Source organism: Mycobacterium sp. (assembly GCF_002863225.1).
Taxonomy (GTDB): domain Bacteria; phylum Actinomycetota; class Actinomycetes; order Mycobacteriales; family Mycobacteriaceae; genus Mycobacterium.
In genome coordinates, this window is the sequence record NZ_PKEK01000109.1 from 1 (window position 1) to 23,767 (window position 23,767).

Annotated in this window: 12 protein-coding genes and 1 pseudogene; 9 read left to right on the top strand and 4 right to left on the bottom strand. The window is 62.6% G+C overall.

Going from position 1 to position 23,767, the window contains the following annotated elements; translation table 11 throughout:
- Window positions 1-643 precede the first annotated feature (643 nt).
- The gene (locus CYU59_RS28620) at window positions 644-1,540 is read right to left on the bottom strand and encodes an alpha/beta hydrolase (protein ID WP_293010490.1); all 897 of its coding nucleotides are present in this window, start codon (window positions 1,538-1,540) and stop codon (window positions 644-646) included.
- A gap of 372 nt (window positions 1,541-1,912) precedes the next feature.
- On the opposite strand from CYU59_RS28620, the gene CYU59_RS28625 reads away from it, so the two are divergent.
- On the top strand, window positions 1,913-3,304 hold the full coding sequence (locus tag CYU59_RS28625; protein WP_293010492.1) for a SagB family peptide dehydrogenase: 1,392 nt from the start codon (window positions 1,913-1,915) through the stop codon (window positions 3,302-3,304).
- Window positions 3,305-3,427: 123 nt separating this feature from the next.
- On the opposite strand, the gene CYU59_RS28630 is transcribed toward CYU59_RS28625, so the two are convergent.
- Window positions 3,428-7,951: a non-ribosomal peptide synthetase gene (locus CYU59_RS28630; RefSeq protein ID WP_293010494.1), complete on the bottom strand. Its 4,524-nt coding sequence runs from the start codon at window positions 7,949-7,951 to the stop codon at window positions 3,428-3,430.
- 9 nt (window positions 7,952-7,960) lie between these two features.
- Entirely contained in the window at window positions 7,961-12,994 is a 5,034-nt protein-coding gene (locus CYU59_RS28635) for a non-ribosomal peptide synthetase (RefSeq protein WP_293010496.1), read from the bottom strand.
- 243 nt (window positions 12,995-13,237) lie between these two features.
- On the opposite strand from CYU59_RS28635, the gene CYU59_RS28640 reads away from it, so the two are divergent.
- The 4 genes from CYU59_RS28640 to nbtC are packed head-to-tail and all read left to right on the top strand — an operon-like array spanning window position 13,238 to window position 19,035.
- Window positions 13,238-13,876 (top strand): GNAT family N-acetyltransferase, encoded by a 639-nt coding sequence (locus CYU59_RS28640; protein ID WP_293010498.1) that lies wholly within the window; start codon window positions 13,238-13,240, stop codon window positions 13,874-13,876.
- Window positions 13,876-14,634, top strand: coding sequence for an alpha/beta fold hydrolase (locus tag CYU59_RS28645; protein WP_293010500.1), 759 nt, complete (start codon window positions 13,876-13,878; stop codon window positions 14,632-14,634). The genes CYU59_RS28640 and CYU59_RS28645 overlap by 1 nt, the downstream gene beginning before the upstream one ends.
- Window positions 14,631-15,953, top strand: a complete 1,323-nt coding sequence (locus tag CYU59_RS28650; protein WP_293010502.1) for a polyketide synthase — start codon at window positions 14,631-14,633, stop codon at window positions 15,951-15,953. The genes CYU59_RS28645 and CYU59_RS28650 overlap by 4 nt, the downstream gene beginning before the upstream one ends.
- The gene (nbtC, locus tag CYU59_RS28655; RefSeq protein ID WP_363115559.1) at window positions 15,943-19,035 is read left to right on the top strand and encodes a nocobactin polyketide synthase NbtC; all 3,093 of its coding nucleotides are present in this window, start codon (window positions 15,943-15,945) and stop codon (window positions 19,033-19,035) included. The genes CYU59_RS28650 and nbtC overlap by 11 nt, the downstream gene beginning before the upstream one ends.
- A 336-nt stretch (window positions 19,036-19,371) precedes the next feature.
- Here nbtC and CYU59_RS28660 read toward each other — a convergent pair.
- A pseudogene (locus CYU59_RS28660) lies at window positions 19,372-19,654 on the bottom strand (transposase); the annotation flags it as partial.
- A 131-nt stretch (window positions 19,655-19,785) separates the two neighbouring features.
- On the opposite strand from CYU59_RS28660, the gene CYU59_RS28665 reads away from it, so the two are divergent.
- The 4 genes from CYU59_RS28665 to CYU59_RS28680 all read left to right on the top strand — a co-directional run.
- Entirely contained in the window at window positions 19,786-21,348 is a 1,563-nt protein-coding gene (locus CYU59_RS28665) for a PPE family protein (RefSeq protein WP_293010510.1), read from the top strand.
- Window positions 21,349-21,496: 148 nt separating this feature from the next.
- Window positions 21,497-21,709: a heavy-metal-associated domain-containing protein gene (locus tag CYU59_RS28670; protein ID WP_293010504.1), complete on the top strand. Its 213-nt coding sequence runs from the start codon at window positions 21,497-21,499 to the stop codon at window positions 21,707-21,709.
- On the top strand, window positions 21,706-22,626 hold the full coding sequence (locus tag CYU59_RS28675; protein ID WP_293010506.1) for a heavy-metal-associated domain-containing protein: 921 nt from the start codon (window positions 21,706-21,708) through the stop codon (window positions 22,624-22,626). The genes CYU59_RS28670 and CYU59_RS28675 overlap by 4 nt, the downstream gene beginning before the upstream one ends.
- A gap of 26 nt (window positions 22,627-22,652) precedes the next feature.
- The coding region (locus CYU59_RS28680) for a heavy metal translocating P-type ATPase (protein WP_293010512.1) at window positions 22,653-23,767 on the top strand (1,115 nt) is incomplete at its 3' end.

The following is a 23,767-nucleotide window of genomic DNA, read 5'->3' on the forward strand; positions in this document are numbered from 1 at the left end:
TAGGTCTAGGCAGATTCATGGCCGCCAGCGGGCACTTTCGTGCCCGCCAGTGGGCAGAACTTATTGACCGCTAATGGGCACTTTCGTGTCCGCCAGTGGGCATTTTTTCATGTCCGCCGACACCCCTCCGTATGTAGTGTTGCCTAAGCTAACTTCAGCCGAAGTTAGCATTGCACAGACGAGGTGTCGAGACGCACGTATGCGCTGGGTGCATGGTCTTGCATCACTAGCCTGCGAAAGTTCAAGCGCGGAGTTCAAACCGCGCGGCCGACGCCCCCGGCAGCGCCCTTTCGCCTCCCCGGAAGGCTTAATGAAAATGAGTGACACTACAGAGCGCTAGAAACGGCACCACGCCGTCACTTCTCCACGATCTCCTCACGGCCCGGACCAAAGGGTTGCGGCCGATCTATTGGACCGGCCTCGGCGTCGGGCCCCGCACCGGCCGCCCCGCTAGGTCAGGTACTCGCCCAGCGGAGTCGCGACCGCATTCCAGCCGTGCCCGCCGAACCACTCCTGGGCCGGGGCGTGCCGCTCGTTTAGACCAATTGAAAGAACAGTTGCTCGTCGCCCTCGTCCTGCGCCGCAGGCTCCGCCTCGGTGGCGTGTACTCACCCAGTTCGAGCCGGGCCTCGCACATCGGCCGCTAATTGGTGCTCAAGGGATTGCTGAGTGTGAGCTCGCGCCGATGGCCGGCAGCTCGAATGATCTCTTGCGCGACAAGCAGAGGTTCGGTGAAGACCACTTGATGGTTCGAGCGCGCCGCCCCGACGTGGCGGGCATTTAAACGCACTGCGGTTCGGCGGTGCGCCGTCACGAATTCTTTACGAATGGATCTGTCGAAGATCGTCGACTTCATTCCCGATATGACAGTAACCGGCGTGTTGACGAGGACAGGCGGATCACGCTGAAGGCTTCGTAGGCCATCGATGAAGAACCGTTCCTCCTCCTGGGCCGCTTGAGCGGAACGCAAGGTGAGATCTTCTGCGACAAGGTCATTGAGCACATCAACAGGCATGCCTGGGATGGCCTGCCGGGCGACTAACGACAAAAGGCTCAGGCGCCTCAGGACGCCGATCATCAACCGCCCGGCAACCGCGATGCGATGCAGGCGTTTCAGTGGGGATCCGCAGCAGATGTTGACGTGTTCGTCGGCGTGGTCGATGAGCACCAGCCCGGCAAACCGCGCCGGTTCTGCCACTGTCGCTGCCGCGGCCAAGGCGATCGTTCCGCCGTAACTGTGCCCGGCCAGGACGTACGGGGCCTCGTCCAAAGCGCGCAACAATTGGCTCAGGTCATCGGTAATGCGTTGAAGCGTACGCGGCTCAGCGTCATCGTCACTGCGACCCAGGTTCGCCCGATCGTAGACCACCGTGCGACATTGTTGCGCTACCAGGGGTGCCACGAGTCCCCACTCCGATCGTGAAGCGCCTAAACCGGATTCAAACACCACAGTGGGGCCGCCGGTGCCCGCTGTCATGTAATGCAGCTTGCGCCCGTCGGTCAGGCGAATGAAATGGCTGTCGCCCAAGGTTTGCGCCACAACTGTCTTCTCCCTGTCGCGAACTCGCCAACGAAAAGGTCAGTACTACGAGTTCTCTCAAAAATGAGCCGGCGAGCCGTGAGGTGATCGTACCTACGACTACCCGCGAGGAACGACGTCACCGAGTGCCGCTGTTCCCAGAAAGCTTGCGATAACCCGACACGTAATCGGACCATTCATCACGCAGCGGCCAAAACAGCAACATGGCCCTCGGCGTTAACCATCGCGTTATCGCGTTAGACCGCCTTCAACCGGGACAGGATGCTCGGCAGCAGCAGCAGTCCCAACGAGACTCGTCCTCATCTCGGGTTTTGCTTGATTTAGGCTCAGGCTTGCCGTGGCGATGCAGTTCAGCGAGGAAAGGGCTCCGGGTTGCCGAACGTCAGATATCCCGATGAGACAAAATTCGCCTTCGCTCCGGGTGTTACGTGCTTGACCACACCCGCGGGCGCAGTTCTGTTGAACCCTCCGCGCAATGAAAGGCTCACCGCTTTGACCGCTGGTCAGCTTCGGGCGCTCAGAACATTGAACGTCGGGTCGGCGACGAAGACGGATCTGTCCGGACCAAGGGATACAAGCGATGTGGCCGCGTTGCTCGATCGCCTTGTCGCCGGCGGCTGGCTTGCGGTCACCGTACGCACAGATGGGAAGGATCTCTACTCTCTACAGCCGTTTGGACAACCGCCGCCACGGCCGGGTCAATCGTCAAAATCCAACGTGATGTCCAAATTTGCTGTGCTGCAGAGAAACTTGGATGCGTTTTTGCTTCAGCACCCTTTATCGTGGTGCGATCTGCAGATCCATGACACACAACTGCTAGTTGTACTCGACGGGCTTCACACACGCGTCTCTGACTCGTCTCATCCAGCGGCAGCGCAGTTGGTTGAGGATCTGCGTTGGAGCGGCATCCTCGTTGCCCGCGGTGACGAGGACTCCAGATTTGAAGTAGTCAGCTGGAGCGCACCGGATCTGTGGTTCCACCGCCGCAGTACGCTAGGTCAGCGCACCGTCACGTGGGAGCATTTCGGTCCGACGAAGTGGGCGAAGGGACGGTTCGCGCAGCCCCCTGCGCGCCGGGCGAAGTATCCGGGTGAACTACTCGCACTGCCCGTTCCCGACCTGACGGCACAAGACAGTCGAGAACCGTCGCTGACCAATGTCATCGAAAGTCGGGTTTCGACAAGGGCGTTTGACGATGGCCATCCCATCAGCGTCGAACAACTGGCCGAGTTGCTCTACCGCACAGCACGAACGAGAAGCATTGAGCCCGTCGGCGAAGGCGAGGAACTTCTGTCACGGCCATACCCCTCCGGCGGCAGCCTCTATGAGCTCGAGGTGTACCCGATAGTGCGGAACGTCGCGGGACTGGAACCAGGGATGTATCACTACGATTCGTTCGACCACTCGCTTTGCACGATAGCGGCCACGGATTCGCGGGCGGTGCACCAGTTATTGAAAACGGCATCGGCGACTCTTTCCGAAGGCGCCGAACCGCAGGTGCTCATCGTCATGGCCGCCCGCAGCGGTCGCATCATGTGGACCTATGAACAAGTCTCCTACGCAACCATTTTGAAAAATGTTGGTGCCCTGATGCAGACGATGTATCTGGTCGCCACGGCGATGGGCCTTGGCGTGTGCGCTCAGGGATTCAGCGATACCGCCGCATTTGTCGCGGCTACCGGGGTTGATGAGCTAGAGGAGTGCAGCGTCGGCAGCATCATCGTCGGTTTGCCCGCACAAAGTCGGCCGCCGAGCCGGCCCTAAGGCACAGCCGCGCACCAATCGATGCTCGAACCCGTGACGGCGGCGTGCGTATCTGATAGCGGTTCCGGTGCGCCGCGTCAAGCTGTCGGACCGCTTGCCGGCGCGCGTTTGTCACGCAGCCGGCTACCTGGCGGCGAGTACCTCGATACTCCGCTGCCACAGATTCGCCAGGCGGTCGATGTCTTGACGTGCGAACAGGTTGCCACTCCAGCACCAGTTCGTGACCAGTTGAGTGCCTTCGGGCGTGGCATCGACCAGCACCCCGATGATGAGAGCGAAATGCAACGGCAGATCTGGTTCAGGATCAATGGGAAGCGCGTCCTTTTCGGGTCCGGTCAGCAGCGACCACGGTTGGCGCGTGACACCCGCGAGATCCATCCGACCCATGTAATTCAGCTGAATCTGGGGTTCGGTGGCCTCCCGCAACTCGGGTGTGCGCTCGACATAACGAAGCAACCCGTAGTCCAGACCCTCATTCGGGGTCGCGGCGAGTTGAGTAGCGACTGAGCCGAGTAGGCGTTGAGCTGCATCTGAATCATCTTCGGCCTGCTCGACGTCGACAGCCGCCTCGCCCACGCCGAGCCGTATGGGGAAGGCGCTCGTGAACCAACCGACAGTGTTCGTGGTATCGGTGCCCACAGCGGCATCGGCGCGGCCGTGGCCCTCGAGTTCAATGAGCGTGCCGGACCCCTGGTTCTGGCCGCGCTCGCGCCGCCAACTTGCGATGGTCATTGTCATTGCAGCTAAGAGAAATGCGCGCACACCCGCATCTCTGGTGGTTGTGGCCAGCAGGCGCTCAGTGAGGGGAACCGGCGTGACCACCGGGGTAACCCGCAGGCTGGACCAGACGTCGCGGGTTGGGTCGGGGTGACGCACACCCAGAGCGGGATCTGGTTCGCGGACCTGAGCGATCCAGTATTCGCGCTGGGCGGCCACGTCGGCCGTGGCGGCTCGCTGCCACATCAGCTCCGACCACCTGCGGTAAGAGGTGAACTCCGGCAACACTTCTGGAGCCTCTCCCGACCGCAGCGCGCGCCAGGCTTCGGCGACCTCGCCCAAAATGATGTGCCAGGAGATCACATCCACGGCCAGATGGTGCGCGGTGAGCAGCAGCACTTGCTCCTGATCACTGTCCGAGAGCCAAACCGCTCGCACCATCTGACCTGCCCGGGGATCAATCTCGTCCATGACTTCTCGTGCCGAATGTGTAATCGCCGAACGCCATTCGGCGTCGGTTGATCTCGGCATCTCCACGCGTGTGAGCAAGGTGGCGGCAGCGACCGTGCCGGGTGGGCGAGTAACCAAGCGCGGCCCATTGGGAGTCTCAGCCAGTACTGATCGGAGCGTGTCGTGCCCGTCAAGCAACAGCTGCAGCATCGATTCGATCGATGAGCGGTCGATGTCGGAGGGCAATTGCAGCAAAACGGTGTGGGTGAAACGGCGATAGTTTCCGTACTCGTACAGCCAGCACACCATGGGCAGCGGCAGCACCTCGCCGTATTCAGCACTCACGACGGCGGTCTCTGCGCCCGCGTCGATCATCGCCGCCAGTTGACGGATGGTCGGGGCGGTGACCAGCATCCGCGGGCTCAATGTGAGGCCGCGACGACGAGCCTTGAGCGCTAACGAAATAGCGACGATGCTGTCTATTCCGATCGAGAAGAGGTCATCGTCGATATGCGGCACTTGACCGTTCAGTTGGTCTCCGAATGTTTCACACAGCATCCGCTCGGTCTCGGTGGACGCCGACCCCATCCCGTCCTCAAGGACGCGCGCGAGCGCGTCTGCGGCGAGCTGCCCAATTGCGTGAGTGTCTAGCTTACCGTTCGCGTTCACTGGCAGCTCCGGCACTACCACGATCCGAGCCGGCACCATGTACGACGGCAGACGGTTCGTGAGCGCTAGGCGTAGTCGGGCAAGGTCACTACTTCGATTCGGTTGCCACACAACAAAACCAACGAGGCTGGTGGCGCCATCTTGATGGACGACAGAGACTGCCGCGTCATGTACCCCCGGTTGGACGCGCAGTGCGGCTTCGACTTCTGCTGTCTCCACGCGGTAGCCGCGAATTTTTATTTGCGTGTCGCTGCGTCCCACGTACGACAAGCCTCCGGAGGCAAGACGACGAGCCAAGTCGCCCGTGCGGTACATGCGGTGTCCTGGGCGGAACGGGTCGGCCACGAACCGGACGGCGGTCATCGCAGATCTGCCGACATAGCCACGGGCCTGCTGTATCCCGGATAGATATAGTTCCCCGACCACGCCGTCGGGAACGATGCGCAATTCCGAATCCAGAACGTAGGCGAATGTTCCGGCGTTCGGCGTCCCGATCGTCGGTATTTGGTATTGCTTGACGCCGGCCACTGTCGCCTCGACGGTCACTTCGGTGGGCCCGTAGCAGTTGTAAACTGCAATCTCTGATAGGTCGTGAAATTGTTCCCACAATGTGGGGTTGATCGCTTCGCCACCCAGAGCCAACACCGATAGACCATGATCAAGGAGCCCTGCCGCGCGCAGCTGCACAAACATTGACGGTGTGGTGTCGATCATATCAATCTGTTGTGTGGCAATGCCTTTCACCATACGATCGGCGTCGCGCATTTCCTCGGAATCAAACAGGTGAACCGCGTGGCCATCCAGCAAACCGACCATTGGCTGCCATGAGGCGTCGAAACTGAGCGACCAAGAGTGCGCGATGCGCATCGGGCGGCCTAGCCGCTCCCAGGCGGCTCGATAGATGCGTTCCCGATGATCTGCGAAATAGCCGAGGAGGGCAGCATTTGTACCGACGACGCCCTTGGGTTCACCGGTAGAGCCAGACGTGAAGATAACGTAAGCGCTGTGTGCCCGATACCGTCGCACCGCCGGCGCGGCGGCGCGACGGCGCGAAATCCGCTCGGCCACCGCTGAGTCGTCGAGGATTAGCCTGGGCAGCTGCGTGCCGGTGAGTTCGCAAGAGGAACGTTGTGTAACGGCAAGTACCGGATTAGCCTGACGCAGAATCGATTCCATTCGATTTGTCGGTAGCGTCACGTCGATCGGTAGGTAAGTACCGCCTGCAGCCAGCACCGCAAAGATGGCGACGATAGCGCGAGACGATCGCGGCAGCACCAGTGCAACGACCTGTTCCGGGCCTACGCCCTGTTCGGCGAGCTCCGCGGCCAACCGGCTTACCTCAGCGTGTAGTTGCGCGTAGGTGTAACGCTCAGAGCCGCCGGCAGTAAGAGCCACTGCGTCTGGCGAGACACGAACTTGCCGCTCGAACATCTCCCACACCGAGGTGCGTTCCACAGTCGGTAGCGACCGCTTCGCGAGGCGCTCGAATTCAGCGCGCTCCGCTGTGGTGAGAACATCCAGAGCGTCGGCGTTACCGTCGCCAATATCTGGCAGCTGTCGCAGCACGCTGAGCAATCGCTCGCCGATGTCGACGGGCGAGAAATGCTGCAGCGCTTCGGAAATCGCTTCGACCAGCACCACCAGTTCGTCATCTAGCATGTGCGACACAACCGTCAACGGGTAGTGGGTCAGACTTTCCATTTCGACGGGCGAGAAGTGAACCCCGTCCGCTGTGTCTACTTCGCGGATGGCATCTTCGATCGGTGCATTCTCGAATACGAACAGGCAATCGAACAATGTGCCGCGGCCGCACTCGCGCTGAATGTCGGACAAGCTGAGAAAACCGACGTCGCGCATCGCCGATGATTCGCGCTGCAACCGTGCGCATTGCTGGATCACCGGATCGACGCCGCTGACATGGTGCACGACCGGGACGGCGTTGATGAACAGACCGACCATGGTGTCGACACCGGGCAAGCGTTCGGGACGGCCGGAGATGACGGTGCCAAAAACGACATCGCGACGATCAGCGAGCCTGCTCAGCACGACCGCCCAGGCGAAGAGCACTGACGTATTCAGGGTGAATCCGTTGCACGAAGCCCACTTTCGCAACCGCGCAGCATCGGCCGCCGGCAACCTCAGTTCCGTCCTCTCCGGCACTCCATCGCCGGCAGCGATGGTGCGGTCGGCGACCATGAGCGGTTCGGAAACGCCACGCAGGTAGTCGGCCCACTGAGCAATCGCAGCGGTCCGGTCCTGCTGGGCAAGCCAGGCGATGTAGTCACGATAGGGACGTGGCGTCGGCAGTCCGTCGGCCGAACCCTCAGCCTGGTAGATGGCGAGCATTTCGACGAAGAACACCGCAAGTGACCAGCCGTCGACCAGGATGTGGTGCGCGGTAAAAATCATGCGGCGCCTGGTCTCGCCGGGGACAGTAAGCAACACGACCCGCAGTGCCGGCCCTTGACTCAAGTCGAACGGGCGCCGCCGTTCCGAGCGCGCGATGTCGTCGAATTCAGTTGGTGACGAGGCTCGTTCGGACCATGGTAGCGCCGCCTGGGTGGGCACGATCTGCACCGGCTGAGGGACGTCACGATCCCAGAAGGCGGCGCGAAGGTTGGGATGGCGGTCCAGCATGACCTGAGCGCTGCGGCGGAGCAACTCGAGGTCGACCGGTCCGTCGATGTCGACCACGAACTGCATGCTGTACAGGTCGATGCCATCCTCGGCCAGTCTGGCTAAAGCAAACAGTCCTTCTTGCAGTGGGCTGAGGGCGAGTACGTCCTCGATCTGACGTGGAATCGGCGTCATGACGGTGGTTCACGTTTCCTTGAGCCAGGATGCGGTGAGTTCGGCCAACTCGTCGGAGCTCAGGCCTGATGCGCTCATCGGCGCATACTCTTGCTCTGCAGCCGGTTTCGCTTCGGCTATCGACTGATCAGCGGCCGTGTCGACTGCCGTGGCCAGCTCGGCGATGGTCATGTGCTCGAACACCATTGCCGGGGTCAGGGTCAGTCCCCGCTCTGTGGCCTGCGCCGACCACTTGATCGAGATGATGCTGTCACCGCCGAGAGCGAAGAAGTTGTCCTGGGCATCGACACCTGTGATCTCGAGCAGGTCCTCCAGGAGCCCGATAAGCATCTGCTCGGTTTCTGCAGAACGTTGCGTAATCGGTTGCGGCGGCGCCACTGCGGCCGGGCTCGGCGGACTGAGGAGCTTTTCCATGGCGGCCGGGGGCAGCAGCTCCAACATCGACACCGGACGTTCCGGTCTCGAGGCGAAGGCGTCGAGCGCTGCCTGTAGGGCCTCGGCGATGAGTGCGACGCTCTGGGCTTCATAGAGATCGGCGTTGGCGACAATCCGCACATCGAGTTCTCCGTCCCTCGTCACGTTCATGCCTATGTCCAGATCCAGCAGCGACACGTCGAAATCCAGTGCGAGCGGGTAGATTGTCGTGTCCCCGGTCCCGGTCAAGTCGCGCGGTGTCAGCGCCCAGTCGTTTCCGCGGAAGTGGATCAAGGTCTGGAACAACGGGTTCCAGGACCGCGAGCGCGGCGGGTTGAGTGCCTCCACCAAGCGTTCGATGGGGAATTCTTGATGCGCGAAGGCATCGAGCACCGTGTCGCGGCTGTGCGCGACAATGGTATGCAGGCTTGGATCGCCGGAGAGATCGTTGCGCAGGACGATGACGTTGGCGAAAAGTCCGATCAAGTGCGCGGTGCCCGACTCGACGCGCGATGCCACCGGACTGCCGATTGCGATGTCCGTGCCGCCGCCGAGCTTGTGCAGCAGCGTCGCCACAACCGCTTGGTACACCATGAACTCGGTGGCGCCGTTCTGCTCGCCGAGCTGCGTGAGCGCCGCCCGGCTGGCCGCAGGCAGCGTGAAACTTGCCACCTTGCCGTGCTTTCCGAGCGCCTGGGGCCGCGAGTGGTCCGCGGCCACCGAGATTACATCGGGCAGCCCGGTCAGTGCGTCCCGCCAGAAAGTCAGCTCTTCCTGTCCCCATCCACTGGACTTGTCGAAAGCACTTCGCTGCCATAGTGCGTAATCGGCGAATTGCGTTGGAAGCGTTGCCCACTGAGGCGGCTCTGCCCGCAGCCGAGCGCGGTAGGCAGTGATGAGATCCTCGAACAAGACGCCCAGTGAGGCATGGTCGCTGACAAGATGGTGCACGATCAAGAACAGCACGTGCGTGTCCGAGTCGAGAGCTAAAAGGTTCGCTGTAATCAGTGGACCGTGCTCCGGCGTCAGGATTTGCCGACGCATCTCGGCTAGCGTGTCGTCGAGGCGGTCTGCTGTTATCCGGGAAATCGCGACATTTACTTTCACCTCGGGATGTACCACCTGGTATGGGACACCTGAGATCTCAACGAAATTCGTCCGCAGCGACTCGTGCCGGGCCACCACGTCGTTGAGAGCGTTGATGAGCGCGCCGGGGTGCAGCTCGCCTTCCAAGCGCAGCGCGAGCGGCACGTTGAAGCCGTCGTGTGCGCCTTCAATCCGATGCTGGAACCATGCTGCGAGCTGGGAGTAGGAAAGCGGAAGCCGTTCTGGGCGAATGGATTCAATGAGCACTGGACGCGACGGTTGCGCTTGCGTGATCGGGGCGTCGAATGGCTGCTCGGCCTCCATTTCGTCGAGGTCGATACCGTATTCGGCACGGAACTGATCGACCAGCTGACCCGCCAATTCGGCCGGGGTGGGAGCATCGAACACCGTGCGAACGGTCAGTTGAACGCCGAACTCGGCGCGAATCTGTGCGACCAGCCGGGCCGCCAGCAATGAATGACCGCCCAGATTGAAGAAGGAGTCCTCAACGCCGACTTGCTGGCAACCGAACAGGCTGGTGAAGATCGAACACACCCGTCGCTCGGTGCTCGTCGCCGGCGCACGGTAGCTGGACATCGCAGTAGGTGTTGGTGCGGGCAGCGCCCGCTTGTCGAGTTTGCCGCTCACGGTCAGCGGAATTTCCGCTATCACCGCAAACGCGCTTGGCACCATGTGTCCGGGCACTACCGAGGCGGTGTGTGCGCGAATTTCTCTGAGGTCGAGGTCCGCAGCGCCGTCAGTCGGCACTAGGTAAGCGATGAGGATAGGACCGGCTTCAGTGTGATCTGCGACGACTAGGCATTGACGCACCGCTGGGTGCGCCGCAATCACGGATCGGACTTCGCCGAGTTCGATTCGGAAGCCGCGGATCTTGACCTGCTCATCGGCGCGGCCGACGAATTCCAGGATGCCATTAGTACTGCGGCGGACCAGATCTCCTGACCGGTAGAGCCGCATGCCGGGGTTGAATGGGTCGGCGATGAACCGTTGCGCGGTCAGCCCGGGACGCCTTAGGTACTCGCGTGCCAGTTGAGCCCCCCCGAGGTATAGCTCCCCGATCACCTCGTCCGGCACCGGCTGCAGCTCCTCATCGAGCAGGTAGGCGTAGACGTTGCGGTTCGGCACACCGATGGGCACCGTGCGCGGGCCCTGCGATCCTTCTATCAGCTGGTGCGTCGAGCACACCACCGCCTCGGTCGGACCGTAATGGTTACGGAGTTGGGCGTCGAAGCTGCTGAAGAATTCGTTGGCGATTTCATTGGGGAGCGCTTCGCCGCCGACGGGCACGTGACGCAGCGACCGCCATTGTTTGGCCTGCGGCAGCTTTAATAAACTGCTGAGCATCGATGGCACCATGTGCAGCACCGTGACGCCGCGGCGACTGATCAAATCGGTCATGTAGTCGACGTCACCGAAGCCTCGAGCCCTGACTGGGTTGGGCACGATCAACTGCGCCCCGAGCGACAACGTGAGAAAGATGTCGGCCAACGAAGCATCGAAGCTCACCGATGACGACTGCAGCCAGCGATCTTCAGCGGTCAGGGACCACTCGGCGATGAAACTCTGCACGTGCTCGGCGATTGCCCGGTGTGAAACCGCCACGCCCTTAGGCTGGCCGGTCGAGCCCGAGGTGTAGATGACGTAAGCCAAATGATCGGGAACCAGCGGTTTCCGGCGATCGGCGTCGGTCAGCATGCGGTCAGTCAGCCGCGCGGCCGCCCTTTCGGCGGCCTCGAGTTCCTGCGGTCCGATAACTATCCGGGGACAGGCGTCGGTGATGAGAAAATCGATGCGCTCGGTCGGGTAGGCCGGGTCGATCGGCAGGTAGGCCGCACCGGCTTTCAGAATGGCGAGCACGGCGACGACGAAGTCGACCGACGCCGCGACGCGCAGGCCGATGATGTCGTCGGCACCGACGCCTTGCTGAATCAGCCAGCGCGCCAAACGGTTCGCCCGCTGATGTAACTCGGCGTAGCTCAGCTCGGCATCATCTGAGCAAAGAGCGACCGCGTCCGGGGTGGCGGTTGCAGCCGCATCGAGGATCGCGACCATCGTGGTGGCGGGCGTGTCGACGAGTTCGCCGTGCGACCGCGCCAGAACGGTGTTTCGCTGCTCAGCGCCGAGGATGTTCAGGCGGGTGACGCGACGTTCGGGCTCGGCCAGCGCGTTGTCCAACAGCTGCAGGTAATGAACGACCATCTGCTCAATGAGCTCAGAGCTCAACACGTCTGCCTGATACTCAATTTCGAGGATGACACCATCGGGGTTCAACACCACCGCCAAAGCGAGCGGAAGGGGCGCGGCAACCGCGCCCCATTCAAGCTGTTGCACCGCGACGCCGTCCAAGGCGAATCCACCCGCGCTTTTACGCATGCTGAAACCCACCTGGACGAGCCCGTCCAGGCCGTCACGTCCCCTGCGCTCCGGGTTGATCTCCTGCACCACTCGATCGATGCCCACCGACTTATGAGCGAAGCCGTCTAGCCAGGTTTCGCGGACGGAGTCCACCAGCGAGGTGAACGTCTCGTGCGCTTTCACACCGATCCGCAGCAACAACGTGTTGCCAAAATATCCGATGGCCCCCTCGGCCGCCCCCCCGCGATCGGTCACGGGGACAGAAACCAGGAAATCCGTCGCGCCGGTATAACGACGCACCAGCACACCGAAGCACCCGAGCAGCACCACAAACGGTGAGGCGGAGCGCTGGCGAGCGAAATTCTCGACCCGGCGGAAGAGGCTGTCAGGCAACTCCCGGGTGTGCCGTTCGGCCCGCCGCGACGGATGGGCGGCGCCCGCAACGGGGAGTTCCAGCGGATCGGGTATCGACCGCAAGGCGTCAACCCAGTAAGCGATATCGGCAGCGCTGATTCCGCCGGACCTGTCGAGCACCTCTACCGCTACGAATTGTGGTGCCCGCCAGCTTAGTTGGTGACCGTGGTAGGCAGCGCTGAGTTCGCGAAAAAAAACAGCCCACGAGTCGTCGTCCCAGCAGATGTGATGCGCGACAAACAACAGGACGAATTCGTCTGTGCCGCTGCGGATCAAAGTGATGCGCAATGGCGGTTCGTTCATCAGATCGAAGGGCCGGCCGAACTCGTGGTGCGCGAAAGCCCGGATTGCCCGTTCACGCTCTTCTTCGGTCAGATCGGCGAAATCGACTGTCCGGCAGTGGTTCTCGATGCCGTCGTGGAACACCTGGTACGGCTCACCCTCGATGTCCACGCCGTAAGTGGTGCGCAGGACAGCGTGGCGTGCCACAACGTCATCCAAGGCGCCGCGCAAGCGCGGCCCGTCCAAGGCGCCTGTCAGCCGGTAGGCAACACCAATGTTCAAGGTGGCGTCGGCCGGAGCCATGGTCTGCAGGAACCACATCCGGCGCTGACCCGCTGACAGCCGGTAGTGCTCACCGGCACAGATGGGTGACTCATCGGCAGATTTTCGTGCTGCCAGGCCCCTTTCAGCAATACGCTTTCGCAGCAGTTTCAGGCGAAGATCTTGCAGTGTCTCGGCATCGTCTGCCATCGCTCACCCCTGAATTCAGTTCGCTGGATCGATCAAAGTCTGCCGAGCTCTGCGCCCACAGGACCGCAGCCCGGGCCACGCGCACCACGTCAACGAAGGTTCCTTTCAGCCGCACGCTCCCGGCCGATATTAGGTTAGCCTATAGTAAGTTCGAGTCCCGCCGTTACGGTTGCGGCGCGACGACTTGTCGACACTTTCCCGGGCGGTCGTGACGACCATGCGGGCCGTTCGATCGGGAGATGCGTGACCAACAGTGACATGGAGCAGTACCGCACGGAACTAAATCGTGACGCGCTTTCGGGCCTGTTCACCCTGCGTCGGCTCGATCTTGATCGTGACCTCGATCTGGTCCACTCGTGGATGAATGACCCTGAGGTGGCCCGCTTCTGGCGAAAGCCATGGGTGCGGCCCCGTATAGCGTCCTATCTACGCCTGCAGCAAGACAGCACGCATCTCACTCCATATGTGGGCTTGCTGGACGGTGTCCCGATCAGTTATTGGGAGCTCTACCGGGCCGATCTCGATCCACTGGCGCAGTACTACGCCGCGCGTGCGCACGATGTCGGCGTGCACATGTTGCTGGGTCCGGGCCCGTGCCGCGGGCGAAGGCTGGGTGTTGACCTGCTCTCGACGATCTCGACTTGGCAACTCGAAGCGGATTCTCGCGCCACCCGAGTCGTTGCCGAACCCGACGTCGAGAACGTGCGGGTGATCCGCGCGCTCGAAAGCGCCGGTTTCCGACGCATTGCGGACCTCGATCTACCGGGTAAGCGCGCTGCGCTCATGGTCCGTGACCGCGCAGGAGAACCAGCTCCGGTTGAGGCAGCGGACTCGGGCACAACCGAATACCGCGATAGCGGACCACGGAGAGGCAGCGAGTAATGCCGCATGTAGAGGGATGGCTCCGACAGTTCCACGATGTGAATCCTCCCGGCGACATGACCCTGCTGGTATTTCCACACGCCGGGGCAGGTGCGTCGGCCTATCGCGAGTTCTCCAAAATCTTGAGTGCGAAATTCAGAGTCGTGGTCTTTCAGTATCCGGGGCGCCAGGATCGAGCGGCCGAAGCTTCGTTGACCTCGCTGCACGAGATCGCCGCAGGAGCATTCGATGATTTCTCGAAGTCCAGCCAGAATCGCGCGGGCCCAATGATTGCGTTTGGGCACAGCATGGGGGCGTTGGTGGCGTTCGAGTTCCTCCGTATTGCGGAAGCGCGTGGGGTTGATGTGCGGCACCTCACCGTGTCGGCGGCGGTTGCTCCTTCAAATGTCGCGGCCAAGCCGCCGCATCCGAAAGGAGATGACGACATCCTGAATCATCTTGCGGCGCTAGAGGGTACCGACACAGACGTGTTTGCAAGTCGAGAATTGATGCGGCTGGCACTTCCCGTGATTAAGGCAGATTACACCGCGTTTGACGCGTATTCGTGCGCCGAGGACATCAGGGTAGCGGCTCCGATTCATGCGATCGGCGGGGATTCAGACCCCTACATCACACTGGGCGACCTCTATAGCTGGGGCAGGCATACCGATACGATCAAGGTGACGATGTTTGACGGCGGACACTTTTATCTCAATTCGCACCTTGAGGCTGTCGCAGAAGCGCTGGCGGACAGCGCACAAAGCGGGCGGACGGTGTGAGCGTCGACGGCCAGACGTCGGCTGACAACCCCATTGTCATCGCCGGGATGGCTGTCGAGGCGCCGGGAGGAATCGACAGCCCCACTGCCTTGTGGTCCGCCTTGGCCGAAGGTAGGGAGTTGCTGACCCCCTTTCCTCGCGACCGCGGCTGGCCAATTGACGATCTCCTGTCGGTATCCGAGCTCGACGGTTGGGGACCGGTTAGCAACGCCGGCGGATTTCTCGACGGCGCAGCGGCATTCGACCCGTCTTTCTTCGGTGTCACCCAACGCGAGGCCATCGTGATGCATCCGCAGCAACGGGTGGCGATGCGGGTGGCTTGGAAGGCGCTAGAGAATTCTGGGGTGAACCCGAGCACGCTCGACGGCGCGGACGGTGGGTGTTTCGTCGGCATTTCACCGATGGAGTACGGTCCCCGCGCGGCGGTCGCTGACGCCTACAGTGGACATCGGATCGCCTCGCTGGGACAACTGGGAGCCGCCGGCCGAATCTCGCATTGCCTAGGGTTGACCGGTCCGTCGATTTGCGTGGATACGGCATGCGCATCCTCCTTGACTGCACTACACCTGGCCGCGACGGCGGTGCGAGACGGCGAGTGCGACTGGGCACTTGCCGGTGCGGTGTGCGTGATGGGGTCTCCCGGTGCGTTTTACGAATTCGCCAAACTCAACGCGCTTTCCGCTGACGGACGTTGCCGCGCGTATTCAGACGGGGCATCCGGCACCGTCTGGGGCGAAGGCGCCGGAATGGTTCTCCTCGAGCGTGAATCCCGCGCCCTTCGAATGGGTCACCGAATCTACGGACGAATCCTGGGTATCCGCACTAATCACAACGGCAAAGGCAAGCCGATCCTGGTTCCTCGGGTGCGCGCGCAGGAACAGGTCATCCGTAGGACACTCGACGCCGCCGGCGTTGATCCCGTGGACGTCGGAATGATCGAAGGACACGGGACCGCGACCTTGGCGGGTGATCCGGTGGAATTGATCGCTATCTTCAAGACCTACGGGGCGGCGGGATCTCATGCGTTGTTGGGTTCGATCAAGTCGAATGCGGGACATGCCCAGGCGGCATCCGGAATCCTCGGACTGATCAAACTGCTGCTCGCCGGCCAGCACGGTCACATTCCTCCGACACTGTTCTCGGAAAATCCCACAAAGGCGGTCGACTGGGATCTGACCGGCGTGCGGCTGGCGACTCGACTGCAGCGTTGGGATGCCAGAGACGGCGTTCGCTACGGTGCCGTCTCCTCGTTCGGCGCAGGGGGCGCCAATGCACATGCAATCATCTCCATGTCTGCGAGTGACCACAATGATGTCTAGTTACCGGCTTCCGAATGGTGCTGCGCCCGTCCTGCTCTCGGCGGATACCGCCGATCTACTCCTCGACGAGGCCGCCGGCCTCCTTTGCTATGCCGCAGATCATCCCGGGGTGACACCTGATCGGATAGCCGAAATGTTGTTTCGGACGCGGACAGCCCGCCGGCACCGCGCCCTAGCGATGGTGACCAGTCGCGATGATTTGATCAACGCCCTGCGTGCAGTGGTCGATCGACGAGACCATCCCTCGTTGGTCCGGGCCACCGCAACCGCTACACCCCGCACGGTCGCCTACGTCTTTCCCGGGCAGGGCAATCAACGGCCGGGGATGGGGCGGCTCTTCTATGAATCGAGTACCGCATTTCGCGGCGAAGCAGACCGCTGCACCGAGGCTTTTCAGACGCAGTTCGGCGAATCGCCGCTGAAATACCTTCTCAACGAACATCTTCCGGCCGATAACAGGGCAGCGACCATCCAGCCCGCATTGTTCACCCACATGGCCGCACTGGCCGCGACATGGCGATCATTCGGCGTCACGCCGAACGCCACCATCGGACACAGCCAAGGAGAGATCGGCGCGGCCTACGCGTCAGGGAAAATCACGCTGGCCGATGCCGTCCTCGTCGTCGGAATCCGCGCACACCTCGCCGACACATTGGCCTCCGACGCTTACTCCATGGCAGTCTTGGCGGCCGACCGGGACGTCTGCGAGGATGCGATCGCCCGGTGCTCTGGGTGGGTCCAACTGTCGGCGGTCAATTCGCCCACCATGCACTGCATTTCCGGTGAACGCGGACCGGTGGAGGGCATCGTGGACGCCTTGACCCAGGAGGGCGTGTTCGCTCGAGTCATCCCGGTCCGCTATCCCGCGCACACCAGTTTGATGCACGAGCTCGGTGCACAGATGGGTGCAACTTTGCGATCACGACTGCAGGACCTTGCGTTTCTCGACTCCGACATTGATTGCCTCGGAGCAACTCTCGGTGGCCTCATCGACCAAGGCCAGCCCGTCGACCGATACTGGGGCTGGAACCTCCGCAACACCGTTCGCTTCGACAAGGCAATCGCAGAAGCGGTGCGGCGCAACGTCGACACGTTCGTGGAGCTGGCCGAGCACCCCACACTACAACTGGCGATCGCAGAAAATCTTGCTTGCCTTCGCGACCGCAGCTCGGCCGTCGTGGTCGGCACGTCGGAGCGAACGGCCACCAATCTCGACGAGTTCACCCGCAATCTCGCCAACCTTGCAATACATGACCTGAACTACCCTTGGCAATGCCTGCACACTGCGTCTAGCGAAACCGCTTCGCTTCCGCTGTCCGATTTTCCCAACACCACGATGAACGACATATCGCTGTGGCTGCCATACGACGAGCTACCGTCCCAAAGCGCCGCTCCGACGTCTGCAGGCAATCAAATTGTCGCTGTTGCGAAGTCAGCTCCGGATGTGGATGCCGAACCCGCACCGGCGCGCCTTCTTGTCGAGGAATGGGTTCGGCTTTCACAGCGCTCGCTTGTCCCGCCGCGCACCATCGGAATCATCGACCACACGAAAACCTGCGCGGAGCTGGCCGATGCCATCTGCACCGCGGCCAGTGACGCGGGCGCCGCTGCTCGTGTCATCAACCCTGAAAATGACCCTCTTGCAGCTTATTTCAATACACTCGTGATATTGCTGCCGCAGTCGCCCAAGATGGACGATTTGACCGCCGCAGCCGAAGTCGCTGAATTTTTCAGTAACCGCTCCTGGTGGCCGCACGTCACCGATGCGGTTGCCGAGTTCTGGCTGGTGACGGTAAGCGGTGAGGCGGTAATCGCTGACGATGTGTCGCCGGACCTGGTGCATGCGGCAGCGAGCGCGGGGTTCCGCAGCATTGGCGCCACCTATCCAGGCAAGGGATTTCGGCACCTCGACCTGCCGGGTGGACTGGCAGCGTCAGACTCTGCACATTCGGTCGTCTCGGCGCTGCATACCGCTGGAGAGCCGGATTTGGCGTTCCGCGATGGCGGCCTGTACGCCAAGCGGATCGTCGCCCATGCCACCGCGGCCGTAAATTCCGACGAGGTGCCCGGTGAACATGTGCTCATCATCGGAGGAACGGGCAACATCGGCCTCGAATTCTGCGACTACTTGGCGCATCGTGGCGCCCGGCGAATCACGCTGGTCAGCAGGTCGGGCGGCGACGCTGCGGTTGCCGACCGACTCCAGCGGCTCCGCTCAGCCACAGCTACCCAGATTTCCGTCACCACTTGTGACGTCGGGGACCAGGCCGCAGTCTCGCGATTAGCTGCAGAACATGCTGGCGCCCCAGTTGATTTGATCATCCACGCGGCTGTCGATTATTCGGCCGCCGAACTCGAGGAGATCACCACCGAGAAAGTAAACCGCGCGTTGCGGGCAAAGGTCGTCGGCATCAAGTTAGTGCTGGATGCTTTTCCTCGAGCGAAGAACTGTCGCGTGCTGCTGTGCTCTTCGGCGCGGGCCACGATCGGCGGACGCGGGCAAGTGCTGTACTCGGCAGCCAATCGAATGCTTGACGCAATGGCGCATCGACTTCGCGCCGAAGGGTTGCATTGCGTTTCCGTGCAGTGGGGTCGGTGGACCGTTCACTTTGACCTCGACGAGGCCAGCATGGCGCAGCTCGCGGCGCTAGGGATCGTAGCGATGACTCCCGGCGACGCGATCGCCCTGGCAATGAAGCCGCTGGAAGGAAACGCCATCATCGCGGCGTTCGACTTTTCGCGCGCGCATGCGATGCTAGAAGTGTTCGGCTACGGCCCGCTGATTTCTCAACTCAACTCCTTCGAGGGCACCGCCTCAGCAACTCTGGCGTCTGATCAGCCGACAACGGTACGACGACGGCTGACAGAGTTGCTGGCCAAAACCATGGGGGTCGGAGGCGTCGAGTCGATTGACACCGATGCTGCCATGGTGGCAATCGGGCTAGATTCGTTGCAAGCACTCGAATTTCGTCGCCGCGTCAAGACCGAACTCGGTTACGACTTAGACGTGCTGGATCTCCTTAATGGTGCCTCCGTGAATGATCTTCTTGCCAAGATGGAAGCCGTCGCATCTATGGTGTAAGAAGGGGTCAGTCTTCACCAGGGCCACCCCGCGGCGGAGCGCGGTTGGCGCACGTGGTCAGCCGATCCACCGTCTGCCAGCTTGCGAGTTCGGCGCACGGACGGCGACAACGCCGACCGCAATCGAGCCCCGTCCACACGCCGGCTCGATTCGATGGCTGGGGCGCGAGTCGCGGCGTCAGAGGTCCTGCACGCCGACTAAAGGCGCCCATCACCAAAGCGCGGCCATATTGGCAGGCCGGTTCCCCTCACAGTGCGTAATCGCCGAGCGGACAACGATTCGGGATGCTCGAGTCGGCAATCTCTTCGCCAAATTCGGCTACGGCATACACTAGGCAAGTTTTCGGAGTCCGAGGGCCGATCCGCGGCGGTGTTCGAGACGGCCGTCGATGGCTTCGATCGGCCCGTTGCGTGCCGGGTCGGTCGAAGTAGGCGAGTACCTCGGCTGCTCAAATCCACAGCGTCCGACCCGGCGTGATGACTACGTGCAGACCTTGAGATACCCCGGTGCTCAGCATTGTGAACTGCGCGGCCATCATGGTGCGGTCTCTGCGGCGGTCCGGTTCGCGGCAGGCGGCCACCGTGCGCTGGTACATCGTTTAGGTGGCCTCGACCTCAACCCCTATCCCGTCGCTGACGCGCCGAACACCTCTGCATCCTCACCTGCGAAGGGCCGCCTAATCGTTGAAAACGATTGTCACTTTCAGTAGTCTTGAGCGCTGGCGCTAACAGAGGAGTTCTAATGGCCCCGATGTGGATGGCGTCGCCGCCTGAGGTGCACTCGGCGTTGCTCAGCAGTGGTCCGGGACCCGGTTCATTGTTGGCGGCCGCGGCGGCGTGGACGTCGTTGAGTGCCGAGTACGCCGAGGCGGCAGACGAACTTACGGCGGTGCTGAACACCGTGCGAGGCGAGTTCTGGGAGGGCCCGAGTGCCGAGCAGTATCTGACCGCACACATACCGTACCTGGCATGGCTGACCCGGGCCGGCGCAATCAGCGCGGAAAATGCGACCCGTCACGAGATTGCAGCCTCGGCGTACACCACCGCGTTGGCGGCGATGCCGACGCTACCCGAACTGGCCACCAACCACGTCGTCCACGGGACGTTGGTGGCGACGAACTTCTTCGGGATCAATACCATCCCGATCGCTGTCAACGAGGCCGACTACGTCCGGATGTGGATGCAAGCCGCGGCCACCATGGCGACCTATGAAGGAGTGTCCGACGCGGCGCTGGCGTCGGCCCCCCGCACCGATAGGGCACCGCAGCCCGCGTCCGGATCGGCTCCCGGGGATGAAGGCACACCGACCACGCTCGACTACGCCGTGGCGGAGTTCTTGCGCACCGTCTCCAATGGCCGGGTGAACTGGGATCCTGTGGTAAACACCCTGAACGGCGTACCTTTTGAGCAGTACACGGATGCGTCCGACCCGTACTGGTATGTTGCACGCGCCATCGAATTTCCGAAGGATTTCGAGACGTTCCTACAGGACTTGGTTGTTAATCCGCAGGAGGCCCTGCAGTCCTACTTCGATCTCCTGTTGTTTGATTATCCGGAACACATTCCGCAACTTCTTCAAGCGCTAATTCAGTCGCCAGCCTTAGTCGGAGTCGCGTTTGGTGCTACCGCTACCAATCTGGCAGCGGGCATGGGCTTGGCGGGGCTGGCTGGCCTCGCCGCGATCAAACCCGCGGCGGTTTCTGCCATCGTGGCACCTGTCGCCCCCGCCAGCCCGATGATGCCGGCCGCTGGAACGGCCCCGGGTGCTGTGACTGTCGCGCCCGCTGCGCCGCCGCCAGCGCCCGCGCTTTTGACGAGCACCGTCCCCAGCGGGGGTCCGGCAATTCCTCCGCCATCGGCGCCCGCCGCACCAGGCGTCAGCTACCCGTTCTTGGTGGGCGGCGGACCTGGCATTGGGTCAGGGTCCGGGATGGGCAGCAGTGCGAGCGAAAGAGGCAATGCCAGAAAAAGTGCGACAGAGTCCAATTCTGGCGCAGCGACACTCGAAGCGGCAGCGCGTGCCCGGTCCCGCCGCCGTCGGCGCGGCGCGCTGCACGAACACGGCGATGAGTTCATGGACATGAACGTTGATGTCAACCCGGAATGGGCCGAATCGCAGCATCCTGCGCAGGAGCTGCCGCGCGCCGCCTCGGATTCAGGTGCGGGAATTCTGGGGTTCGCCGGCACTGTGATCACGAACGTAGACGCAGCGCCGACGGGCACCAACACGTTGGCCCAGGATGAGTTTGACAGCAGCCCGAAGTTGCCGATGCTTCCCGGCACCTGGAAACCGGACGACCGCGGCGTGCGGTAAACGGGGCGTGATGTGGTTCGAGTCCGGGGCGGTGCAGGGGACGTATTCGAATACCTCTGCCCAGTAAGTATGGCTGGCTGACGGCACGACAGTAGATACCCCGTAGGGGTATAGTGGTTATTGAGCGGGAGTCGCGCTAGGAGGTGCTGTGGTGGTGAGTGAGTATCGGGTAAACGGCATGACGTGTGGGCACTGTGAAATGTCGGTCCGTGAAGAGGTGGGCCAACTGCCGGGTGTCGCAGCCGTCGACGTCAGCGCCGAGAGCGGAATTCTTCGCGTGACCGGCGACGGCTCGTTCGACGACGGGGAGGTTGTGGCGGCCGTGAATGCGGCCGGATACACCGCCGTGCGGGTCGGATGAACACTGCGTGCCGTCTTACGGCGTTCAGCGCCGCGCTGGTGGTGGCCTTCGGCGGCGGCTATGTCGTGGCAGCTGCTCTTGCTCCGGGCAACGTGATAGCCACCGGTCACACGCCGCACCGGATGCACTCTGATCACGACATGCCTGACGGTGGGCCGACCGGTGTGGCGCTAGAACAGGACGGCTACACGCTGTCGCCTATCGTCGCGCCAGACACCGTTGGCAGCCCGGGCGAGTTGAGTTTCGCTATCGCCGGCCGCGACGGTGCACCGTTTACTAATTTCGGCCTGAGCCATCACAAAGCCCTGCATCTGATTGTGGTGCGCGCCGATGGATCGCAGTTCCGCCATGTTCATCCAACCTTGAATCGCGCCACCGGGGTGTGGGCGATTCCATGGCGGTGGAACGCCGCGGGTACCTATCGGGTGTTCGCCGATTTTGCGTCCGGCGACGGCGACCAGGCTACGGCGGTGACGTTGACTCGCGCGGTCGAGGTTGCCGGGGACTTCGTGCCCGTGCCGCCCACGGCTACCCGCACCGTCGATCCAGTAGATGGGTTCACGGTCTCGTTAGACGGCGGATTGGTCGCTGGCGCGACAAGCTCGGTGACCGCCACGGTGGTGCGCGACGGCGCACCGGTGGTCACGCTCGAGCCGTATCTGGGCGCCTTCGGTCATCTGGTCGCGCTGCGCGACGGCGACTTGGCTTTTGAGCACATGCACCCCCGCGCCGACGAGCCCGCAGCGGGTCAGAAAGGGGGCCCGAGGGTCGAATTCATGGCTGAGGTGCCCACGGCAGGCCGATACCTGCTGTACCTGGACTTTCAAGTCGGCGGCCAGGTCCACACCGCACACTTCGTCGTCGATGCCACTCGCCCCCCTGTGCACGTCCATCCGGCTCGGGGCCTACCGCGATGACAGCAGCCAACAGCGCCCAGACCCCCATGACGGTGGACCACCGCGTGAGCTGGGAGTTCGAGATCGCCGGGATGACGTGCGCCTCGTGCGCCAACCGGGTGGAACGGGTGTTGAACCAGCTCGACGGGGTGGCGGCGACCGTCAATTACGCCACCGAGAAGGCCGCGGTGCGGGCGCCGGCGGGCTATGACTCGGCGCGGCTGATCGCCGAAGTGGAAAAGGCGGGCTACCGCGCCGCGCTGCGGGTTGCCTCGGCCGCCGACTCCGCGCCGGCAGATCACGATCAGGCCACCGACGCGGAACTGACCTCGTTGCGGAACCGCACGGTGGGTGCAGCGGTGCTCTCAATACCGGTCATCGTGTTGGCGATGGTGTCGGCCCTGCAGTTCACCTACTGGCAGTGGGCGTCGCTGACGCTGGCCGCCCCGGTCATCGTGTGGGCGGCGTGGCCGTTTCACGCCGCGGCGTGGACCAATCTGCGTCACGGCGCAGCGACGATGGACACGTTGATCTCGGTGGGCACGCTCAGCGCGTTCGGCTGGTCGTTGTATGCGCTATTTCTCGGGACCGCGGGCACGCCCGGCATGAGGCACTCTTTCGAGGCGTCATTACGTCCCTCCGATGGCGCGTCCCACATCTACCTCGAAGTCGCCGCTGGCGTGACGCTGTTCGTCCTGGCTGGCCGCTACTTTGAGAAACGCTCCAAGCGCCGGGCTGGATCGGCTCTGCGCGCCTTGCTCGACATGGGCGCCAAGGACGTCTCGGTCCTACGTGACGGTGTCGAAAGCAAGATCGCGATCAAGGCGCTGGCGGTGAGCGAGATGTTCGTCGTGCGCCCGGGTGAGAAAGTCGCCACCGACGGCGTCGTCGTCTCGGGCACGTCGGCGGTGGACGCGTCCACATTGACCGGTGAGTCGATGCCGGTTGAGGTGCGCCCAGGCGATGCCGTCACCGGCGCCACCGTCAACGTCGGTGGACAGCTGGTGGTGCGGGCCACACGGGTCGGCGCCGACACCCAGCTGGCGCAGATGGCCAAAATGGTCGAAGCTGCCCAGACCGGCAAGGCGGAGGTCCAGCGGCTGGCCGACAGAATTTCGGGTGTGTTCGTGCCGATCGTGATCACCATCGCCGCCGCGACTCT

Bases quoted from the DNA above. Each gene is read 5' to 3' on its own strand.
- CYU59_RS28630 (WP_293010494.1), bottom strand. From the start codon at position 7,951: ATGACGCCGATTCCACGTCAGATCGAGGACGTACTCGCCCTCAGCCCA.
- CYU59_RS28635 (WP_293010496.1), bottom strand. From the start codon at position 12,994: ATGGCAGACGATGCCGAGACACTGCAAGATCTTCGCCTGAAACTGCTG.
- CYU59_RS28645 (WP_293010500.1), top strand. From the start codon at position 13,876: ATGCCGCATGTAGAGGGATGGCTCCGACAGTTCCACGATGTGAATCCT.
- nbtC (WP_363115559.1), top strand. From the start codon at position 15,943: ATGATGTCTAGTTACCGGCTTCCGAATGGTGCTGCGCCCGTCCTGCTC.
- CYU59_RS28665 (WP_293010510.1), top strand. From the start codon at position 19,786: ATGTGGATGGCGTCGCCGCCTGAGGTGCACTCGGCGTTGCTCAGCAGT.
- CYU59_RS28675 (WP_293010506.1), top strand. From the start codon at position 21,706: ATGAACACTGCGTGCCGTCTTACGGCGTTCAGCGCCGCGCTGGTGGTG.